The organism is Cetobacterium somerae ATCC BAA-474, assembly GCF_000479045.1.
GTDB classification, from domain to species: domain Bacteria; phylum Fusobacteriota; class Fusobacteriia; order Fusobacteriales; family Fusobacteriaceae; genus Cetobacterium_A; species Cetobacterium_A somerae.
Genome location: NZ_KI518071.1, coordinates 20,912 through 41,920 on the forward strand (window position 1 = coordinate 20,912; position 21,009 = coordinate 41,920).

19 protein-coding genes and 1 riboswitch are annotated in these 21,009 nt (G+C 28.6%); of the genes, 9 read left to right on the forward strand and 10 right to left on the reverse strand.

Annotation, left to right across the window (positions count from 1 at the left end; genetic code table 11):
- Positions 1 to 73 precede the first annotated feature (73 nt).
- The gene (locus tag HMPREF0202_RS01385) at positions 74 to 1,738 is read right to left on the reverse strand and encodes a formate--tetrahydrofolate ligase (RefSeq protein ID WP_023049803.1); all 1,665 of its coding nucleotides are present in this window, start codon (positions 1,736 to 1,738) and stop codon (positions 74 to 76) included.
- 219 nt (positions 1,739 to 1,957) lie between these two features.
- On the opposite strand from HMPREF0202_RS01385, the gene HMPREF0202_RS01390 reads away from it, so the two are divergent.
- The 3 genes from HMPREF0202_RS01390 (at position 1,958) to HMPREF0202_RS01400 (ending at position 4,952) form a co-directional block, all read left to right on the forward strand.
- The gene (locus HMPREF0202_RS01390; RefSeq protein ID WP_023049804.1) at positions 1,958 to 2,551 is read left to right on the forward strand and encodes a sigma-70 family RNA polymerase sigma factor; all 594 of its coding nucleotides are present in this window, start codon (positions 1,958 to 1,960) and stop codon (positions 2,549 to 2,551) included.
- A 63-nt stretch (positions 2,552 to 2,614) separates the two neighbouring features.
- Positions 2,615 to 4,102, forward strand: a complete 1,488-nt coding sequence (locus tag HMPREF0202_RS01395) for a YjjI family glycine radical enzyme (protein WP_023049805.1) — start codon at positions 2,615 to 2,617, stop codon at positions 4,100 to 4,102.
- A 1-nt stretch (position 4,103) separates the two neighbouring features.
- On the forward strand, positions 4,104 to 4,952 hold the full coding sequence (locus HMPREF0202_RS01400; protein ID WP_040406052.1) for a YjjW family glycine radical enzyme activase: 849 nt from the start codon (positions 4,104 to 4,106) through the stop codon (positions 4,950 to 4,952).
- Positions 4,953 to 4,961: 9 nt separating this feature from the next.
- Here the strand turns inward: HMPREF0202_RS01400 and HMPREF0202_RS01405 are convergent, their stop codons facing one another.
- Positions 4,962 to 7,247, reverse strand: a complete 2,286-nt coding sequence (locus HMPREF0202_RS01405) for a patatin-like phospholipase family protein (protein WP_023049807.1) — start codon at positions 7,245 to 7,247, stop codon at positions 4,962 to 4,964.
- The gene (aroA, locus tag HMPREF0202_RS01410; protein WP_023049808.1) at positions 7,247 to 8,530 is read right to left on the reverse strand and encodes a 3-phosphoshikimate 1-carboxyvinyltransferase; all 1,284 of its coding nucleotides are present in this window, start codon (positions 8,528 to 8,530) and stop codon (positions 7,247 to 7,249) included. The genes HMPREF0202_RS01405 and aroA overlap by 1 nt, the downstream gene beginning before the upstream one ends.
- Before the next feature lie 177 nt (positions 8,531 to 8,707).
- On the opposite strand from aroA, the gene HMPREF0202_RS01415 reads away from it, so the two are divergent.
- From HMPREF0202_RS01415 to HMPREF0202_RS01430, 4 genes are read left to right on the forward strand one after another with little or no spacing between them, the layout of a single operon-like run.
- On the forward strand, positions 8,708 to 8,893 hold the full coding sequence (locus HMPREF0202_RS01415; RefSeq protein WP_040406039.1) for a DUF896 domain-containing protein: 186 nt from the start codon (positions 8,708 to 8,710) through the stop codon (positions 8,891 to 8,893).
- Between the two features lie 7 nt (positions 8,894 to 8,900).
- Positions 8,901 to 10,292 carry an asparagine--tRNA ligase gene (asnS, locus tag HMPREF0202_RS01420; RefSeq protein ID WP_040406040.1) on the forward strand — a complete coding sequence of 464 codons (1,392 nt, stop codon included), beginning with the start codon at positions 8,901 to 8,903 and terminating at the stop codon, positions 10,290 to 10,292.
- A gap of 16 nt (positions 10,293 to 10,308) precedes the next feature.
- Positions 10,309 to 11,337, forward strand: coding sequence for an alpha/beta hydrolase (locus tag HMPREF0202_RS01425; RefSeq protein WP_023049811.1), 1,029 nt, complete (start codon positions 10,309 to 10,311; stop codon positions 11,335 to 11,337).
- Positions 11,338 to 11,342: 5 nt separating this feature from the next.
- Positions 11,343 to 11,606, forward strand: a complete 264-nt coding sequence (locus tag HMPREF0202_RS01430) for a hypothetical protein (protein WP_040406041.1) — start codon at positions 11,343 to 11,345, stop codon at positions 11,604 to 11,606.
- Positions 11,607 to 11,631: 25 nt separating this feature from the next.
- On the opposite strand, the gene HMPREF0202_RS01435 is transcribed toward HMPREF0202_RS01430, so the two are convergent.
- The 5 genes from HMPREF0202_RS01435 to HMPREF0202_RS01455 form a co-directional block, all read right to left on the reverse strand.
- The gene (locus HMPREF0202_RS01435) at positions 11,632 to 12,831 is read right to left on the reverse strand and encodes a bifunctional 3,4-dihydroxy-2-butanone-4-phosphate synthase/GTP cyclohydrolase II (protein WP_023049813.1); all 1,200 of its coding nucleotides are present in this window, start codon (positions 12,829 to 12,831) and stop codon (positions 11,632 to 11,634) included.
- A gap of 17 nt (positions 12,832 to 12,848) precedes the next feature.
- On the reverse strand, positions 12,849 to 13,505 hold the full coding sequence (locus HMPREF0202_RS01440) for a riboflavin synthase (protein WP_023049814.1): 657 nt from the start codon (positions 13,503 to 13,505) through the stop codon (positions 12,849 to 12,851).
- A complete protein-coding gene (gene ribD / locus HMPREF0202_RS01445) occupies positions 13,490 to 14,587 on the reverse strand; it encodes a bifunctional diaminohydroxyphosphoribosylaminopyrimidine deaminase/5-amino-6-(5-phosphoribosylamino)uracil reductase RibD (RefSeq protein WP_245576438.1) in 1,098 nt (365 codons plus the stop codon). The genes HMPREF0202_RS01440 and ribD overlap by 16 nt, the downstream gene beginning before the upstream one ends.
- A gap of 2 nt (positions 14,588 to 14,589) precedes the next feature.
- The gene (gene ribH, locus HMPREF0202_RS01450) at positions 14,590 to 15,063 is read right to left on the reverse strand and encodes a 6,7-dimethyl-8-ribityllumazine synthase (protein WP_023049816.1); all 474 of its coding nucleotides are present in this window, start codon (positions 15,061 to 15,063) and stop codon (positions 14,590 to 14,592) included.
- 88 nt (positions 15,064 to 15,151) lie between these two features.
- Positions 15,152 to 15,281: riboswitch (FMN riboswitch) on the reverse strand.
- 61 nt (positions 15,282 to 15,342) lie between these two features.
- Complete coding sequence (locus HMPREF0202_RS01455) at positions 15,343 to 16,173, reverse strand: N-acetylmuramoyl-L-alanine amidase (RefSeq protein WP_023049817.1); 831 nt, start codon at positions 16,171 to 16,173, stop codon at positions 15,343 to 15,345.
- 156 nt (positions 16,174 to 16,329) lie between these two features.
- Between HMPREF0202_RS01455 and HMPREF0202_RS01460 the strand changes: the two genes are divergently transcribed.
- Positions 16,330 to 16,605 carry an HU family DNA-binding protein gene (locus HMPREF0202_RS01460; protein WP_023049818.1) on the forward strand — a complete coding sequence of 92 codons (276 nt, stop codon included), beginning with the start codon at positions 16,330 to 16,332 and terminating at the stop codon, positions 16,603 to 16,605.
- A gap of 131 nt (positions 16,606 to 16,736) precedes the next feature.
- The gene (gene fusA / locus HMPREF0202_RS01465; protein WP_023049819.1) at positions 16,737 to 18,800 is read left to right on the forward strand and encodes an elongation factor G; all 2,064 of its coding nucleotides are present in this window, start codon (positions 16,737 to 16,739) and stop codon (positions 18,798 to 18,800) included.
- Between the two features lie 33 nt (positions 18,801 to 18,833).
- Here fusA and HMPREF0202_RS01470 read toward each other — a convergent pair whose 3' ends face one another.
- Complete coding sequence (locus HMPREF0202_RS01470; RefSeq protein ID WP_023049820.1) at positions 18,834 to 19,799, reverse strand: magnesium transporter CorA family protein; 966 nt, start codon at positions 19,797 to 19,799, stop codon at positions 18,834 to 18,836.
- 23 nt (positions 19,800 to 19,822) lie between these two features.
- Positions 19,823 to 20,917: a DNA polymerase III subunit beta gene (locus tag HMPREF0202_RS01475; protein WP_023049821.1), complete on the reverse strand. Its 1,095-nt coding sequence runs from the start codon at positions 20,915 to 20,917 to the stop codon at positions 19,823 to 19,825.
- Between the last annotated feature and the right edge of the window lie 92 nt (positions 20,918 to 21,009).

Consider the following 21,009-nt stretch of genomic DNA (forward strand, 5'->3'; position numbering starts at 1 on the left):
TTATAATATATTATACTATATTTTATAAAAATAAAAAACCCTTACTTAGTATTTAAGTAAGGGAAAATATTTTTTAAAATAATCCAGTTATAACACCATGTTCGTCAATATCAATAAGTTCAGCAGCAGGAACTTTTGGTAAACCTGGCATATCAATAATTCCACCAGCCATAGCAATGATAAAACCAGCACCAGCAGCTAATTTGATAGTATCAATTTCAACTGTAAAGTTATTAGGTCTTCCAAGAAGATTAGCTTTATCAGAGATTGATTTTTGAGTTTTTGACATACAAATTGGAAGTGATCCATATCCAAGTTCTTCTAGTTGTTTTATTGTTTTATTAGCAGCACCAGAGAACGTAACTCCATTTGCTCCATAAATCTCTGTACATATTTTTGAAATTTTATCTTTTATAGGTAAATCTAGATTATATAGAGGTTTATATTTAGTATTATTTTCTTCTAATTTCTCAAGAACTAGCTTGGCAAGTTCTTCACCACCTTCACCACCTTTAGCCCAAACTTCACATAAAGCCACTGGAGCGTCTAAACTTTCACAGTGAGACTTAATTAAGCTAATTTCAGCATCAGTATCAGTAACAAATTTATTAATTGCTACAACAACTGGTAAATTAAATTTTTTCATATTTTCAATATGCTTGTCTAAGTTAGCTAAACCTAATTTTAAAGCATCTAAATTTTCTTCATTAAGAATTTTAGCACCACCGTGATGTTTTAATGCTCTAACAGTAGCAACAATAACAACACAATTAGGATTTAAACCTCCTTTTCTACATTTAATATCTAAAAACTTTTCAGCACCTAAGTCAGCAGCAAATCCAGCTTCTGTAACAGCAACGTCTGAAAGCTTAAGAGCTAATTTTGTAGCAAGTAGTGAATTACATCCATGAGCGATATTAGCAAATGGGCCACCATGGATTATAACAGGAGTATTTTCTAAAGTTTGTACTAAATTTGGCTTTATAGCTTCTTTTAAAAGAGCTGTAACAGCACCAGAAATTTTTAAATCATTTATTGTAAGAGGTTTATCATTATAATCGTAACCAAAAACAATTTTACCAATATTTTCTTTTAGTTCTTTTAAAGAGTTTGAAAGACAAAGTGTTGCCATAATTTCAGAAGCAACAGTTATTTGAAAAGAATCTTGTCTTGGATACCCATTGGCTTTACCTCCAAGTCCAATAACAATATTTCTAAGATTTCTATCATTCATATCAACTACTCTTTTCCAAGTAATCTTAGTATTATCAATACCTAAAGAATTACCTTGAGTAATATGATTATCAATACAAGCAGAAACAAGATTATGAGCGACTCCAATTGCGTGGAAATCGCCAGTAAAATGTAAATTGATATCTTCCATTGGTATAACTTGTGAATAACCTCCACCAGTAGCTCCACCCTTCATTCCAAAGACAGGCCCTAAAGACGGTTCTCTAAGAGCTGCAACTGAAGAAATACCTATTTTATTTAAAGCTTGTGTTAAACCAACAGTAACAGTAGATTTTCCTTCTCCTGCAGGTGTTGGTGTAATAGCCGTAACAAGAACTAATTTCCCATCTTCTTTGTTAGCAAGTTCATCTAATAAAGAAAGATTAAGTTTAGCTTTGTATTTTCCGTAAGTATCATAATAATCCTCAGTAATATTTAGCCTAGAAGCTATTTCAGAAATTTTTAATAGTTTTGCTTCTTGTGCAATTTGTATATCTGTTTTCATAGACCCCTCCTTGAAAAATAAAGTGTTCTAAGATAAATTAGAAAAATATCTCATTGATATAATTGTACCTCAAAATAATGAAAAAATAAAGGTTAATAAATTAAAATAAAAAATTGATTTTTTGTAATATTAGAGGTATATAAAGTATGAAAGAGAAGTTTGTTATTATTACCTATTTAGTAGAAAATTATTGTTTAATTTTTAGGACAAGGGGGTACTATGATTAACAAAGAGGATATTTTATTAGCTAAGCAAGGAGATATAGACTCCATAGAAAAAATAGTAACAGAGTATAGAAATCTTATATACATAAGAAATAAAACATTATTTTTGAAAGGTGCAGAAAGAGAGGATTTAGTCCAAGAGGGAATGATAGGACTAATGAAAGCTATAAAATCTTTTGATGAAAATAGAAGTGCTTGTTTTAGTACTTTTGCATCTCTTTGTATAAAGAGACAAATTATAACAGCAGTAAAAAATTATAATTCTGAAAAAAATAAAAATTTAAATAGTGCAATGCAAGGAGAGGGTTATTCAGAATTAGAGGATTTAATAAGATACAATAGTCCCTCATTAAGATATTATACTCCAGAACAAATTGTTATTGGAAAAGAGTTAATGAAACTTTTAAAAAAATTTTTAAAAGATAATCTAAGTGGTTTAGAAAAAGATGTGTTTACATTTATGGTAAAGGGATATGGATATTTAGAGATAGCTCAGAAGTTAGAGAAGGAGCCAAAGGCAATAGATAACTCGATTCAAAGAATCAAAAAAAAAGTTGTTATTTTTTTGAAAAAGTATAATAAAAGTTGACAGAAGTGGTAGAAATTGAATATAATATGTGAAATTTATATTTTAATTAAAAGGGAGAAAGTAATGATATTAGAAACAATAAAGAGTCAGAAAATAACTTTTGAACAAAAAGTTGTGACCCTAGCAAGACTAGCAGAAGGGAGTATAGAGGTTTTAAATAAAAGTGAAGCCTTAAAAAAATATATAGAAGATGGAATTATATGTGATTTATTTGAGGGAAATGCTCCTTATAGACCAAGATATATTGTTCCAGATTATGATATATTTATGGAACAAGGAAGTAAGTTTTTAAACTTAGATAAACCAACAAATATATGGGAAGCTGTACATGGTTTATTAATTCTTTATAAACATGTTCCATCTATAACAACAATGCCTGTTTATTTAGGGAATATTGATTATTTATTAGAACCTTTTATTAAAGATGAAGCAGAAGCATATTTAGCAATTAAATTATTTCTAAAACATATAGATTCAACAATAACAGACTCATTCTGTCATGCTAATATTGGACCGAAAGAAACAAAGGCTGGAATATTAATACTAAGAGCTATGAGAGAGCTAGAGTTACCAACACCAAATTTAACAATAAAATATACTGAAGAAACAACAGATAAAATTGCAGTAGAAGCGATTAAAACAGCATTAGTAACAGCTAAACCAAGTTTTGCTAATGATAAAATCTTTAGAGCAGATTTTAAAGGAGAATACGGAATCGTTAGTTGCTACAATGGATTAAAAGTAGGTGGTGGAGCGAATACTCTAGTTAGAGTAAGATTAGGAGCTCTATCAAAGCTAGCTAATTCAAAAGAGGACTTTTTTGCAAGAGTTTTACCTGAAGTGTCAAAAGAAATGTTAGAATATATAGATGAAAGATCTAAATTTATTATCGAAGAAAGTGGATTTTATGAAAGTAGTTTCTTAATAAAAGAGGGACTTTTAGAAAAGGAAAAATTTACAGGATTATTTGGTTTTGTTGGATTAGCTGAATGTGTAAATAATCTTTTAGGTGCAACAGAAAAACAAGATAGATTTGGATATTCAGAAAAAGCAAATAAATTAGGACTTGAAATAGTAGAAGCTATGTCAAAACTAATAGCAGCTCATAAGACAAAGTATGCTGGAGAGTTCTTTGGAAATACTCATTTATTACACTCACAAGTTGGAATAGATACTGATAGAAATGAAAGCCCAGGATGTAGAATTCCAGTTGGAGAGGAACCAGAGATATTTGATCATATAGTTCAATCAGCTCCATTCCATCAATATTGTCCAAGTGGAATTGGTGATATATTCGTGTTTGATGAGACATATAAATCAAATCCAGAGGCTATCTTAGATATAATAAAAGGAGCTTTTGAAACTGAAATGAGATTTTTTTCATTATATAGTGATACTTGTGATGTAGTTAGAGTAACAGGATATCTTGTAAAAAAATCAGAGATTGAAAAGTTAGATAAAGGTGAGCAAGTATTAAGAGATACAACTATTTTAGGAAAAGGTGCTAGAGATAATGCTAAAGCTTTAGGAAGAAAATTGAGAAGTGAGTAATATGGAATTGAAGGCAAAAATAAATAAAATTATAAAATTTTCTAATGTTGATGGTCCTGGAAATAGAATGGCTATATTTTTTCAAGGATGTAATTTTAATTGTGAGTATTGCCACAATCCAGAGACAATAAATATTTGTAAAGAGTGTTATAAGTGTGTTGAAACTTGTCCAACAAAAGCTTTAGAAGTGTCTAATTCTAAAATAATTTGGAAGAAAAATTTATGTTGTGAGTGTGACCAATGTACAAAGATTTGTGGATTTGATTCTTCTCCTAAAGTAAATGATTATACAGTTGAAGACTTATTGGTTGAAATTAGTAAAGTAAAAGCTTTTATAAAAGGAATAACAGTAAGTGGAGGAGAAAGTACGTTACAGTATAAATTTGTAGCTAAACTTTTTTCTGAAGTAAAAAAGAAATGGCCTAATTTAACTTGTTTTGTGGATACAAATGGAAGTTTAAATTTAGATGATATTGAATATAAAGAGTTAGTAGAAAATACAGATTTTTTTATGTTAGATGTAAAAGCTTGGGATAATAGCGAGCATTTACTTTTAACAGAAAAAGAGGTTAATCCAGTTATAAAAAATTTATATTTTTTAAGAGATATAGGAAAGCTATTTGAAGTAAGAAGTGTTATAGTTGCAAATAGGTTAAATAATAGATTAACTGTTGAAAATGTAGCTAAAGCTATATTCAATAAAGATATTAGATATAAGATAATAAAATATAGACATTTTGGAGTAAGGGAAGAGATGAAGAGTAATTTATTCTCTCCAACTAGTATTGAATTAGAAGAATTGGAAAAATTAGCTCAAAAAAATGGAGCAAAAAACACCCTAATTATTTAGGGTGTTTTTTTAATCAAACTTATATCCGAAGCTAAATTGGAAAAGAAAATCATGAGATTCTTGAGCTTTAGAAATATTAAATTTAACAGGACCAATTAGACTTAAATAACTAAGAGTTATTCCAGCTCCCTGAGAATAATCCTTCCAAAGAAGTGAGTTTTTATCATCATTAAAAACTTCGTTAGCAAATTTATATGTTGCAAAATCCCAATTAGCTCCAATGTATAAATTCTCGATAAGTTTTTGTTGAATTCCAAGACTTACTCCAAAAAGAGAGGATAAATATTTTTCTTGGAAATAATAGCCACTAAAAGCAAAAGTATTATGAGATAAGTCATCAGACAAACCACCAAGTTTTATATATTTATCAGGAAGAATATCATCTCCAGCAATGTTTCCACCAAAAAATTTGGCAGTTAAGCTTGTTGTTTCAGTTATAGGTAGATAATTTGAAGATAGATAATTAGTAGATAAAAAATTTAAATTATCTTTTCCTAGATTACCTCCCCATCTTTGAGAAACTTCACCTTTAAAACCTTTAGTTGGAAAAGCTATAGAATTTGTTTTATCCCAGTTAATATTAAAGAAAATATCCCCATAACTTTTGGAGTATTGTATTGATGAATCAAAAATATTTTTTATTTCAGGATCTAAACTAGCATAGTTTAAAGAAGCACCGTATGAGAATAAAAATAAATTAGAATATTGTGTAACGAAAGCTCCTTCTAATTTTGTAACTTGACTTTTATAACTACCAATTTTATTTTTATTGTGATATATAAAAAATGGATTTTCTTCATAACTAATACTACTTAAAATACCAACCTTATTAGAAACACCATAATACGAAAAGTTTTTTAAATCTAGACCAAGATAATCACCAAAAGTAGCTTCGATAGTTGATAAGCTACCTATTTTACCAAAAGAACTAATATCAGTTCCAATGGAGAAAGTAGTTCCATAATCAGTTTGATAATCTACACCAAGACCAACTATATTAGTAGGATTTTCTTCCACTTGAAGCTTTAAAGTGTTATTTTTAAAAGAATAATAAATCTTATTAACAAAATTTAAACTATATGTTTTTAACATTAATTTTTCAAGAGTATCTGGATTTATATTAGTTCCTATAGAATCTTTGAAGAGTGATTCTATAATTTCTTTATGATTATTATTTTTTGTTTCAGTTATCACATCAATATTTTCTAAAACAAAGTTATTTTTATATTGAAGAGAGCTCTTTCTTTTGTTGGGTTTAGGTCCAAAAGCTAATATCTTTTGAAGTTGTTTTTTTGCAGCAGCTTCTCCTAAAGCTTCAATCTCTTTAAAATTACTAAAATCAGTTGTTTTAAAGTTTGAGATATCAGGATCAATAAGTATTGTTGCTAAGTCTCTTTGTTTTTTGGTAGAACTAGTACTTTGAATAGCAACAATTTGATCGGCAACACTTAAAATATCATAATCTTCTTTTTTTTGAAGAGAAGTTCCTACATCAACACCAATAACAATATCAGCTCCTAAATTAAATGCATCTTCCACAGGGAAATTTCTAGATAAAAGACCATCAACATAGTAATTATCTCCAATTTTTACAGGATCAAAAATTGTGGGAATAGATATACTAGCAGTGATAACTTGAGCTAAATCACCACTATTAAAAGCTTTGGCTTTTCCTGTATTTAAATCAGTTGCAATAATCTCAAGAGGAATAGGTAATTTTTTAAAATCCCTTGTTTGCTCTACATTCCAAAGAAGATTTTTTAAAGTAAGATATATTTTTTGAGTATTTCTAATACCTTTTGGTAACGCAAAATTTAAAGAGTTATCGTATTTTAAAGAAAGATTATAATTTTTCATCATTGATCTTTGATCAATGGAAATATCAGTAATATTTGGACTATCATTAAAGGTTTCTTGCCAATTGATATCTAAAACTAACTTTTCAATTTGATTTGGAGTATATCCAGCAGAGTACAGAGCACCAATAAGAGCTCCCATACTTGTTCCTGTAATATAATCAACCTTAATATTATTTGCTTCTAAAACTTTAAGAACACCTATATGAGCAAATCCTTTTGCACCACCGCCACTTAATACAAGTCCAATTTTAGGCTGTTTTTCTTCTTCTTTAAACTTTTCAATTTTTTTATTTTCAAGTTTTTTTATTTTATTTTGAAGAAGTTTTATTTCTTGCTTTAATTTTTCAATTTCAATATCTTCTGGAGAGTGAGAAATATTACTTGAAAATATATTGACGAAAATTAAAAGAAATAATAAAAAACTTTTTTTGATCATCACTCCTCCTTATAAATTTTACTAAATTCTTTAAAAAAATTAGGGAATGTTTTAGAAACACAATTGGGATCTAAAATTTTTATACCTGGAACTCTCAATCCAATTAAAGAGAGGGACATAGCCATTCGATGGTCATCATAAGTTTTTAAAAAATTACCTTGGTAATTTTCTAAAGGTTTTGGAGTAATTAAGAAGCCATCAGTAAATTCTATAAAATCACCATGAATTTTTAAGATTTCATTTTTTAAGGCAGATATCCGATCGGTTTCTTTTATTCTCATATTCTCAACATCCCATACTTTAGTTGGAGAAGTTGCAAAAAGTCCAACGACAGCTAAAGTTTGAGCTACATCAGGAATATCATTCATACTTAACTCAATTCCTTTATATGTTGGAACCCCTTTTACAGTAATAGTAGTATCATTAAAATTTAATATTTTTAATCCAATTTTTTCTAAAATATTCAGAAATTTAGAATCTCCCTGTATACTATTTTTGAAAAAATTATTTAATGTAATAGTGGAATTACTAATTAAAGCCATAGCTAAAAAGTAGGAAGCTGAGGACATATCACCTTCAATTAAGTACTCATCTATATTATACTCCTGTGGAGATATATGCACTGAGTTATTATTGTAATTAAAGTTAACTCCAAAATCATTCATCATAGCTAGAGTCATATCTATATATGGTTTTGATACAACTCTTCCACTTAATTCAATTTCTATAGGATTCTTGAAATTAGGAGCAGCCATAAGAATTGATGATATATATTGACTACTTTTACTTCCATCAATTTCAACATAACTTGCAAAAACTCCTTTAGAAGTTATACGAATTGGAGGATAGCCATGATTACTTAAATATTCAACATTAATTCCTAATTGAACTAAAGAATCAACTAAATCTTTAATTGGTCTTTGATTCATACGATCATTACCGTATAAAGTAGCAGTTCCTTCTCCAGTAGCTAAATAAGAACTTAAAAATCTCATTGCAGTTCCTGCATTTCCAATATATAAACTTAAATTATCATATTTTGGATTTTTATTTCCTATAATTTTAAGTGTTTTATTTATCTCATCAATTTCAATAGTATTATTTAAGGCTCTTAAAGCATCAATCATATACTTTGTATCATCACTTAAGAGAATATTTTTTAAAATTATTGTCTTTCCTGAAAGAGCTGAAAGAATAAGGGCTCTATTAGTTATCGATTTCGAACCTGGAATATCAATTGTAGCTTTGAAATCTGTTATTGGGTTTGGTTGGAAATAATTCATTAAAATTTCAACTCCTTTAATAAAATGTATTTAGATTATAACAATTTTTATATAAAATTAATACAAGAAAAATATTCTTTTTACCAATACAAGCAAATTGACAAAATATTAAATAAGCGGTATAATTACTCTAAAAGTTTAATAAGACTATATAGTTATGTAGTTTGGAGGAACAATATGGAAATGAAAGATATTATAGAGATGGTTAATTATTTTTCTAATCAAGCAAAAAAAAGAGAGCTAACAGCTGAAGAGAAGCTTGAAAGAGAAAAATATAGAAAGTTATATTTAGAGCAATTTAAAGCACAAGTAAAACAAAAATTAGACAGCATCGAAATTGTCGATGAATCAAAGATGATATAGGGGGCAAATGATGAAACAATTAGTTAAAACTCTTTATAGAGAAACAGAGAAGTATTTAGACCAGGAAGTTGAATTATCAGGTTGGGTAAGAAAAATAAGATCACAAAAAAACTTTGGATTTATAGAATTAAATGATGGAAGTTTTTTCAAAGGTGTACAAATAGTATTTGATACAAATTTACCAAATTTTGACGAAATTTCAAGACTTTCAATATCATCGTCAATAATTGTAAAAGGTATAGTAGTTAAATCTCAAGGTGCAGGACAAAATTTTGAAATCCAAGCTAAAGAGATTGAAATTTTCCAAAAAGCTGATTTAGATTATCCATTACAAAATAAAAGACACTCTTTTGAGTTCTTAAGAACAATCGCACATTTAAGACCTAGAACAAATACATTCTCTGCAGTATTTAGAGTGAGATCAGTTTTAGCTTATGCAATTCATAAGTTTTTCCAAGAGAATGGATTTGTATATACACATACACCAATCATTACAGGATCAGATTGTGAGGGTGCAGGAGAGATGTTTAGAGTAACAACTCTTGATTTAAATGATGTACCTAAAACTGAAGAAGGGAAGGTTGATGTAACAAAAGACTTCTTTGGAAAAGAAACAAATTTAACAGTAAGTGGTCAGTTAAATGGAGAGACTTATTGTTCTGCATTTAGAAATATATACACATTTGGGCCAACATTTAGAGCAGAACAATCAAATACTTCGAGACATGCTGCTGAATTTTGGATGATAGAACCAGAAATAGCTTTTGCAGATTTAGAGGGTAATATGGAACTAGCAGAAGCAATGGTAAAATATATAATTAAGTATGTAATGGATGAATGTCTTGAAGAAATGGAATTTTTCAATCAGTTTATTGAAAAAGGATTATTTGATAAATTAAATAATGTATTAAATAATGATTTTGGAAGAGTAACATATACAGAAGCAATAGATATTTTAGTAAACTCAGGAAAGAAGTTTGATTATCCTGTTGAATGGGGAATTGATTTACAAAGTGAGCACGAAAGATTTTTATCAGAAGAATATTTTAAAAGACCTGTATTTGTAACAGATTATCCAAAAGAAATTAAGGCATTTTATATGAAATTAAATAAAGATGGAAAAACAGTTAGAGCAATGGATTTATTAGCTCCAGGAATTGGAGAGATAATAGGTGGATCTCAAAGAGAAGATAATATAGATGTACTAGAAGAGAGAATGGCAGAAGCTGGATTAAGTGCTGATGATTATGGATTCTATTTAGACTTAAGAAGATTTGGAAGTTTCCCTCATTCAGGATATGGATTAGGATTTGAAAGAATGATTATGTATGTAACAGGAATAACAAATATAAGAGACGTAATACCATTCCCTAGAACTCCAAATAACGCTGAGTTTTAATTACTGAGGAAGAAGAATGATATTAGAAATACTAGTTTTTCTAGTTTTTATTTCTCTACTTTTTTATACTGTAACATATCCATATAATTTTAAATTAAATAGAAAATTAAAAAGAGTTCTTAATTTTTCTCAAGTTGAAAAAATAATAGATACAAAATCTAAATATTTAGATTTTTCACATAAAGAACTATCAGATGAGTTCACTATAGAAGAAAAATATTTAGAAACTAAGTACGCAACTGAAAAGATGAGGGTGTTAATAGTAAAACCAAAGGGAGTATTAGAGACTCCCTTGTGTTTAGTTCTTCTTCATGGAATAAGAGATAAAGCTGAAGATTGGATATATAAAGCAAAATTACGTGAAAATTACCTAAGTTTAAAGAAAAGAGGAAAAGTAAAAGATATTATTTTTATTCTTCCAGACTCAGGATATAATGGTGAAAGTTGGTATACTAATTTTTATAATGATAAATCTCATCAATATGAAGAATTTTTTTCAAAAGATTTGACAAGTTTTATCGAACAAGAATATCCTAATTCTAAAAAAGGTATTGGTGGATTTTCTATGGGTGGCTATGGTGCATTAAAAATTGGACTTAAAAATTTAGAATCGTATGATGTTATAGCCAGTTTTTCAGGGGCTATAAGTTTAATTAGAATGAGTATAAATCGTAGGGTTATGAGAATTTTTAGATATTTATATGTACCAAAATTTTTATTTAATGATGTAAATAAAGCTCATTTCATGAAAGTATTTAGTCCTTGGGGATATAAAATTTTAAAAAATGATCCGTATAGTATAATTAAAAAAACCAATCCTGAAAGATATAAAGGGAAAAAGTTTTATTTAAGTGTTGGTTCAGAAGATAAAAAACCTTATTTAATGTTTCAGCAATGGCTTGATGTTGTAGGTAGAGCCAAAAAATATGGATTAGATTTCAAAGGGAAAATTTATGAAAATGAATATCATACATGGGAATATATATCGAAAGATATATATAATTTTTTAGTGTTTTTTACAGAAGAAACAAAAAGAAGGAAGTAGATATAATGAAATACTTATTAATATTGAGTATGTTATTATTTACAGGATGTTTTTCATTAGGAATAAAAGGTGAGTATAAAAGTTATCAAAATGAATTTTATGATATGGTAGCAAAACCTTTTAAAGAAAAAGAGAGAGAAGAGTTAGAGAGTCAATTTAAAGACTTAAAGACAAAAGTTTCAACTAGTGATTATTCAAAAAAAGATAAAGAAAAACTAGAAAGTGGTATAGAATATTATTTGATGGTTTTAGAAGATTTAAAAGATTAAGGCTTGAGTAAACTCAAGCCTTTTTTTAGTTTATTTTAAATAAATGATTCATTTTTTCCCTTTTAGTTTTTAAATATTTAGAATTACAGCTATTTGAAGGAAATTCAATATGTGTTCTATGATTAATTTTAATACCATACTTTTCTAAATCATTTATTTTTTTAGGGTTGTTGGTCATTAGATTAATACTTCTTATATTTAAAAGCTTTATCATTTGAGCAGCTACAGCAAAATCTCTTAAATCAGGGTCAAACCCTAATAAAGTATTAGCTTCAACAGTATCCTTGCCTTGAGCTTGAAGATTATAAGCTTTTATTTTGTTAAGAAGACCAATACCCCTACCTTCTTGCCTCATATATAAAAGTACTCCAGATCCGTGATTAACAATATTTTCAAGAGCTTTATCTAATTGACTACCACAATCACATTTTAATGAACCAAAGGCATCACCTGTTAAACATTCTGAATGAACACGTAAAAGGACGTCCTCTTGATTATCAATATCTCCATAAACTAATGCAACATGTTCTTTGTAATCAATAGTATTTGAAAAACCTATTAGTCTAAATGTTCCATGTTTTGTAGGTAAAGGTGCTTCGCAAACTAATTCAGTTTGGAACTCATTTTTTTTTCTATATTCAATTAAATCTTCAATTGTAATCATCTTTAAATCATGAAGCTTACAAAATTCAATTAAGTCAGGAACACGTGCCATTTCGCCATCTTCTTTTATAATTTCACAAATAACACCACAACCGTTAAAACCTGCTAATTTAGCAAGGTCAACAGAAGCTTCAGTGTGTCCCGGTCTTTCGATTACTCCGCCATTTTTAGCTATTAGAGGAAATATATGACCTGGTTTTTTAAAATCATTGCCAGATTTAGAATTAAAAGCCAAATCTCTTATAGTATTATATCTATCTTCAACAGAGATTCCAGTAGTAGTTCCAGCTAAAGAATCTACAGAAACTGTAAAAGCAGTTTGATGAGAATCACTATTATTAAAAACCATAGGAGTTAAGTCAAGCTCTTTAGCTCTTTTTTCTTCAAGAGGAACACAAACTAAACCTCTTCCATATTTTATCATAAAATTAATATTTTCTTTAGAGATAATATCTCCAATACCAACAAGGTCTCCCTCGTTTTCTCTATCTTCATTATCAACAACGACTATTAACTTTCCATTTTTTAAATCATTAATAGCATCTTCTATTTTATTAAACATGTTAAACCTCCTTAATATTAGAAAAATCCATTTTCAGCTAAAAAACTTTTGGAAATATTTGAACTAGATTTTTCATCTGTTTTTTCTCTGCTTAGGAGTAATTTTTCGAGATGTTTTGCAATTAAATCAGTTTCAATATTTATAATATCTCCAACATTTTTAAAACCTAAAGTTATAGATTTTTGTGTATGAGGAATTAATGAAACTGTTAGAGTTGAATCATTTAATGAGGCAACAGTCAAACTAGCTCCATCAAGAGTAATACGTCCCTTATAAACAACATATTTCATAAACTCTAAAGGGATTTCAATTGTATATTTTTGTGCAAACCCATCATTGGATATTGAGGTTATTTTTCCACAACAATCAACATCTCCTGTGACAAGATGTCCGCCTAAATAGGATTGTAAAGTTAAAGATTTTTCTAAATTGACTAAATCTCCAATCTTTAAATTTTTTAAAGATGAAACTTTTAAAGATTCATTCATTATATTAGCTGTAAAAGCCGTATTAGATAGTTTAACAACAGTTAAACAAACACCGTTTGTAGCAATACTATCTCCAATAGCTGCCTTTTGTAAAACTTTATTACATGAGATAGTTATATTTGCACCTTGTGGAGTTTTATCAATAGAAATAACTTTTCCAAGCTCTTCAATTAAACCGGTAAACATCCTTCCTCCTTATAAAACTCAAATCCAACATTATCATCATAAATATTTATTTTAATATTTTTCAAAGTAATTCCTTCATCAATCATATTAGGAGAAAAACCATTTAAAAATGGTATAGCAAGACCATCTCCTAGTATTTTAGGAGCAATAATAATTTCTCCACCATCATAAATCTCTTCTTTAAAAAAAGATGAGATTACTCCTGAGCCACCTTCGACTAATATAGAATCAATATTATAAGAACCAATTTTTTTTAAAATATCCTTTAAATTTTCATTTTCTGAAAAAGTTATAAATTTAATTGAAAATTTTTCTGAAAATAATTGAAACTTTTCTAAATTAATATTTTTTTCAGATGTAATAATAAAAGTTTTTTGATCTTCGTTATTACTTATTATACTATATTTTTCTGAGATAATTAAATCTTTATCTAAAATTAATCTATAAGGATTACGGTTACCCAGAACTTTACATCTAAGAGATGGATTGTCTTGAATAACAGTATTGGCTCCAACTAAAATTCCAGAGAAAAAGTTTCGATATTTTTCTACTTTATTTCGAGCTAAAGAATTTGTAATCCATTGTGAAGAAAAAGATTGAGTGGCTATTTTACCATCAAGCGTTATCCCAGCTTTTATAAAAATATATGGAATTTTATTTTCTATATACTTAAAGAAAACTTTATTTAAATTTCTAGCTTCATTTTCTAAAACCCCAATGATAACTTCAATACCAGCTTCCTCTAATTGTTTTACACCTTGGCCACTAACTAATGGATTAGGGTCTAAAGTTGCAATAACGCATCTTTTTATTTTAGAGCTAATAATAAGTTTGGTGCAAGGTGGTGTTTTCCCATAGTGAGAACAAGGTTCTAAAGTAACATAGAGAGTACATCCTTCAGTGTCATTAGATTTATTTAAAGTATTAACTTCAGCATGTGGGCCACCATAAAACTCATGGTGTCCCATTGCTAGAATTTTATTATCTTTAACTAGAACAGCTCCAACAAGCGGATTAGGATTAACAGCACCTATACCTTTTTTAGCTTCATTAATAGCTATTTCCATAAAGTAATTATGCATAATTATTCCTCTGAAATACTTCTAATAAGATTAACAGTTTCAATAGCAGAAAGTCCAGCTTCAAATCCTTTATTTCCGGCTTTTGTACCAGCTCTTTCAATAGCTTCTTCAATTGAATTAACTGTTAATACACCAAAAATTACAGGAATTCCAGAATCTAAAGATATTGATGCTACACCTTTAGAAACTTCTGAACAAACATAATCAAAATGTGGAGTAGCTCCCCTAATTACAGCTCCAAGAGCAATAACAACGTCAAACTTTTTAGTTTCAACCATTTTTTTTGCAATAAGAGGAATTTCAAAAGCTCCTGGAACCCAAGAAACATGTATGTTTTCCTCGTTAACTGAATGTCTTTTTAAAGCATCAATTGAACCAGATAAAAGTTTAGATACAATAAATTCATTGAATCTAGCACAAACGATACCTACCTTTAAATTTTCACCTATAAAATTTCCCTCATAAATTTTTACCATTTTTAGTCCTCCTCAAATTTTTTATAAAAAAAAACCGAAGATAGACTTCGGGCTTAAAAATAAATAAATTAGAAAATTGTGCATAAAAAAAACACTTCTTCCATCCAGACTATACTGTCGGTTTTGGAGTTTCACCAAATCAAACCCGAAGGTTTCGCGGACTATCACCGCCGGTCGGGAATTGCTAATTAAAAGCTCACCCTGCCCTGAAGTTTATCTATCATATTTTATTATTGTTGACTTGATTATAAAACATCAATAGTTATTTTGTCAATAAAATTATTTGTATTTTTTATTTAATGCCTTTATAATAGCAAAAGTTTCAAGGTCAAAAACACCATCAACTTTTCTAGGTCTAAAATGCATCTGGAATGCAGAAACCACTTTTTTACTTTGTAAATCCCAATTATCAGTGGAATTAATATCATACCCATATTTACGTAATTCATCTTTTAAATCTTTAGCTGAATATGAATTAAAAAGATCTTGTGAATAAAAAGCATTAAAATCTTTTTTCTCAAACCAAGCACCAACACCATAATGGTCATAAAGATGTTTCCATGGGAATTTTGGACCAGGATCAAACTTTCTAGTAGGAGCAATATCAGAATGTCCTAAAATGTATTTAGGATTAATCTTATATTTAGCAGTAAGTTCTTTTAATAACATTCCAATTTTAAAAACTTGAGCATCATTATATGGGTAAAACATAGTTGTATCAACAATACCCTCTTTTAAATTTGCTGTTTTTTGTTTACTAGCACTTGAATAACCTAAATTAGAGATTTCAATTCCAATTGAATTATCATTTAGATTTTTGTAACCATCAAAGGAACTAGTTCCAGCATGCCAAGCTCTTTGAGTATCAGGAACTAAAGAGTAAACAGAATCATACCTTTCTTGAGTAACTAGATAATGAGAGCTAACATTATTTTTTGTTAAAGCAGTGATTGAACGTTCATCATTTAAAGCAGTGTAGTGTAAAATAACAAATCTAACTCTTTCATTATAAGATTTTGATTTGTATTTAGACGAATTAACACTGTATTTTAGCGATGTGCACGAAGATAAAACAAGGGTTAAAAACAAAAAAACTATTTTTTTAATCATATTAAGAACATCCTTTCCTTTGGTATGATTTGATTATATACCAAATTGTCAAAAAAATCCAAAAAAACCTAAAAAACATTTGAAATTAATTGGTTTATATGATATAAATGACTGTACTTAATTACAATAATAGAAGCATTTTAGGAGGAAAATATAATGACAAAAAAAGAATTCGCAAAAGTATTATTTGAAAAAGGTGTATTCTCTTCAAAAGCTGAAGCAGAAAGAAAGTTAGATTCAGTTCTAGTTACAATAGAGGAGACTTTACAAGCTGGAGAGGAAATCAACTTCATCGGATGGGGAAAATTTGAGGTAGTTGAAAGACCTGAAAGAACTGGAAGAAACCCTAAAACTGGAGAAGAAATTAAAATAGAAGCTAAGAAAACTGTAAAGTTTAAAGCTGGAAAGTCTTTAGTAGACAAAATGAACTAATATTTAGTTATTTAAGCCGAGATTAATTCTCGGCTTTTTTTATATGTTTTAGAAATTGCTATTGACTTATTAAGAAATATTAGCTATATAAGTACTAACGTAAAAAATCTCTTAAAATAGGAGGAACAATTATGATTAGTTATGAAATGAGTGAGATAAGAAATATAACTCTTTTGGGGCATCGTGGAAGTGGAAAAAGTAGCTTAGTAGAGGCCATGCTATACATATCTAATACAACCCCTAAAATGGGGAGTGTTGACTCTCAAACAAGTATATCAGATTTTGATAAAGAGGAAATGAAACAGGGATTTTCAATTAATACGTCAGTTATACCTCTTGAATATTTAGGACATAAATACAATATACTAGATACACCAGGATATTCAGATTTTTCAGGAGAGGTTTCATCAGCTTTGGCAGTTTCAGGAGGAGCAGTTTTAGTTATCAATGGTGCAGCAGGAGTGGAAGTAGGAACAGAGAGAGCCTGGAGATTGCTTGAAGAAGCTGGTATTCCAAGAGTTATTTTTATTAATAAGATGAATAAAGGAGTCCATAATTATGAGAAACTTCTTTATGATATGAAAGAAAAATTTGGTAAAAAAGTAGCACCATTTTGTATACCAATAGGATTTGAAGAGGAGTTTAAAGGTTTTGTAAATGTTGTGGATTTAAAAGGGAGAATTTTTAATGGTGAGTCATGTGAAGATGCTCCAATTCCAGAAGATATAGATGTGGCAGAAGTAAGAAATCTTTTATTAGAGGCAATTGCTGAGACTGATGAAAACCTTTTAAATAAGTATTTTTCAGGAGAGGATTTTACTGAGGAAGAAATTAAGCAGGGGTTACATAATGGTGTTGTTAGTGGAGAAATTGTTCCTGTTATCATTGGATCAGCAAGTAATGGAATAGGTGTTCGAACTCTTTTTGAAATGCTATATAACTATTTACCAACACCTTTAGAGGTAAATGGAGGTATTAAAATAGGTTATACGACAAATAAAAGTGAGATGCTAACAAGAAAAGTTGCAGTTGATGAGCCGTTCTCTGCAGTTATATTTAAAACGATAGTAGATCCATATATGGGAAAAATATCGTTATTTAAGGTTAATTCAGGAGTTATTAAAAAAGATGATGAAGTATTAATTTCAAATAAAGGAGTAAAAGTTAAAGTAGGAAATATTTCATTCTTTAGAGGTGGAAAACAATTACCAGCAGAAGAGGTAAGAGCAGGAGATATAGGTGCTATGACAAAGATTCAAGAGGCTCAGACGGGAGATACCCTATGTGATAAAGATAATGTCATTTTATATCAAGTAATAGAGTTTCCAAAGCCATGTTTATATATGTCCATTGTTCCAAAAGAAAAAAGTGATGATGATAAGTTAAGTGGAGCTCTTCAAAGGTTAATGGATGAGGATCCCTCTTTTTCAATAGGAAGAAATTATGAAACAAAAGAGCTAATAATTGGTGGACAAGGAGAAAAACATCTGAATATACTTCTTAATAAACTTGAAAATAAATTTGGTGTGAATGCTTTATTGAAAGAACCAGAAGTTTCCTATAGAGAAACAATTAAAAATAGTGTTGAAGCCCAAGGTAGACATAAAAAACAATCAGGAGGAGCAGGACAATTTGGAGAAGTATTTATAAAGTTCGAACCTAATAGTGACGAGTTTGGATTTTATGATAATATTCATGGTGGAGTAGTTCCTAAAACTTACATTCCAGCAGTAGAAAAGGGATTGTTAGAAGCAAAAAATAAAGGTAAATTAGCAGGTTATCCAGTAATAAACATAAAGGCAACACTGTATGATGGGTCTTATCATCCTGTAGATTCAAATGAAATATCATTTAAACAAGCAGCCATATTAGCCTTTAGAAAAGGAATGGAGACAGCTAAGTGTGTCATATTAGAGCCAATTGTAAAAATGGAAATAGTAGCTCCTGATGAATATATAGGAGATATTATGGGAGATATGAATAAAAGAAGAGGAAGAATTTTAGGAATGGAACCAAAAGCTTACTCTGAGCAGCTTTTAATTGTAGAAGTTCCCGAAAGCGAGATATTAAAATATGCAATAGATTTAAAATCATTAACTCAGGGTAGAGGAAGATTTGAATATAGCTTTTTAAAATATGAGGAGCTTCAAGAAAATTTAGCACAAAAAATAATAGAAATAAGAAAAAATAAGTAATAAAAGAGGCTCTGATTAACAGAGCCTTTTCAATTAAAATAGTTCTTTTTTAAATAAAATCCATGTTATTATAATTCCACAAGCAAATGCTACAAGTAGAACCCAAAGAAAACCATAGGTATCTGAAGCAAAAGGAACTCCACCTACGTTCATTCCCCAAAGTCCAGAAACAACGGTAGGAATAGCAAACACAATTGTAATAGAAGTAAGTTTTTTCATTACTATATTAAGGTTATTTGACATAACAGTAGAAAAAGCATCTCGAGTACTACCTAGAATACTTGAATAAATATTGGCCATTTCAATTGCTTGTTTAGTTTCTATTATAACGTCTTCAAGAAGTTCTAAATCATCTGGATATCTTTTTACAATTTCAGTTCTCATCATTCTCTCAAGAACGGCTTCATTTGATTTTAAAGATGTAGTAAAATAAACCAAACTTTTTTCCAATTCAAGAAGAAGCATAAGTTCTTGGTTTCTAAGATTATTTTTTAGTTGCCTTTCGATGTTATCACTTATTCTTCCAATTTGTTTTAGGTAAAGTAAGAAATATGTAGAGTTTCTAAAAAGCATTTGTAAAATAAATCTTGTTTTTTTAAATGTAAAAAAACTTTTAATTCTTCCTTGAACAAACTCTTCAATAAGAGAGAGTTTGACAGTGGATACGGTTAAAATATGATCTTTCAATAAAATTATTCCAAGTGGAACAGTAGTGAAAGAACAACGATTATTCTCATCATGGATAGGAACATCAATAATAACTAAGATTATATCATCATCAATTTCCAAACGAGCTTTTTCCTCTTCATCAAGAGCTGCTCGAATATGTTCTTCAGGAATATCAAAGCTATTAGTAACAACTCTAATCTCTTCCTCTGTAGGATTTGAAAGATGAATCCATGTATTTTTTTCAGTTAATTTTTCAACTTCAAGTGTTTCAGAAATTGAGAAAAGTTTTTTTTCTAAAATATCATTATGACTTTTGTAAATTTTTATCATAAAAAACCGCCTAAAATTGAGTGTTAGTCTCTTAGTGCAAGAGGCATTAAAATATATTTATAAGAACTGTTATCTCCTTCAGTAATTTCAAACATAGCTGAAGAAGTATTTCCTTTAATAAAAACATTATTATTTAAATTTTCAACAAATTCAAAAAGGAATTTTATATTAAGAGAGCATTTAAAATCATCTCCATTTTTAATCATATCAACTTTTTGATTAATTTTTGCTTTACCAGAAGAGGCAGAAATAGAAAGTTTTTTTCCTTTGAATTCTAAGATAGCGCCATTTTTTGATTCATTACTAGTTCTTGCCACTGTTAAAACCTTTTTTAAAGCACTTTTGAAATCATTGTAATTAAACTCCATCTCTTTACTGAAACTATTTCCACAAAGGATAGCATCAAAATTAGGAAATGGAAGAGTAGTTACTTTTGTAAGGAAGTAAGTATTTTTCCATAAGAAAATAAGGTTCTCACCATTTGAACCAATAGTTATATCTTCATTTAAATCTTTGATTAATTTACACAAAATATTAACAGATTCAAGAGGAATTGAAAAATCCTTTTCTAAAAGAGATTTGTTATCCGTTTTTAAATAAGTTAATCTATATGAATCTGTTGATACAAAAGAGATTCTATCTTCTCTAAAAAGAGTTCTAATACAATTTATTGCTAAATTTTCTGTTGAAGGAGCAACCGAAAATTTTGTTCTTTCAAAACTTTTATAAAGTTCTTGAGGTGAAATTTTTGCAATTTCATCAACAAGTGGAAGTTTTAAATTTTCAGGAAAATTATCGTTATATAATAAAGTAAACTCAGCTAAATGAATAGAAAGAATATCATTTTTAGATGATAAATTAATAGTTTCATCATCTAAAAGCTTAATATATTCTAAAGCTAAATTTGGTTTAAAAATAACTACACCATCTTCAATTGTTTCGCAATAGATAGTTTTTATATAGTTAATGTCAAGGTTAGTACCTGTAAACGTTACTTTACCACTATTTGATTCTATTTTTAAACCAGAAATAATCGGTTTAATTGGATTATCTTTTAAAATATTAATAAATTCAGAGAAAATTTCAACTAGTTCATTTCTTCTAATATTAAAATTCATAGGGGGTCCTCCTAATTGTATTCTTTTCTAAAATTATACACTATAAATAAGAGTGTTACAAGAAATAAAAAAGTCTAACTTAAAAATTTAAG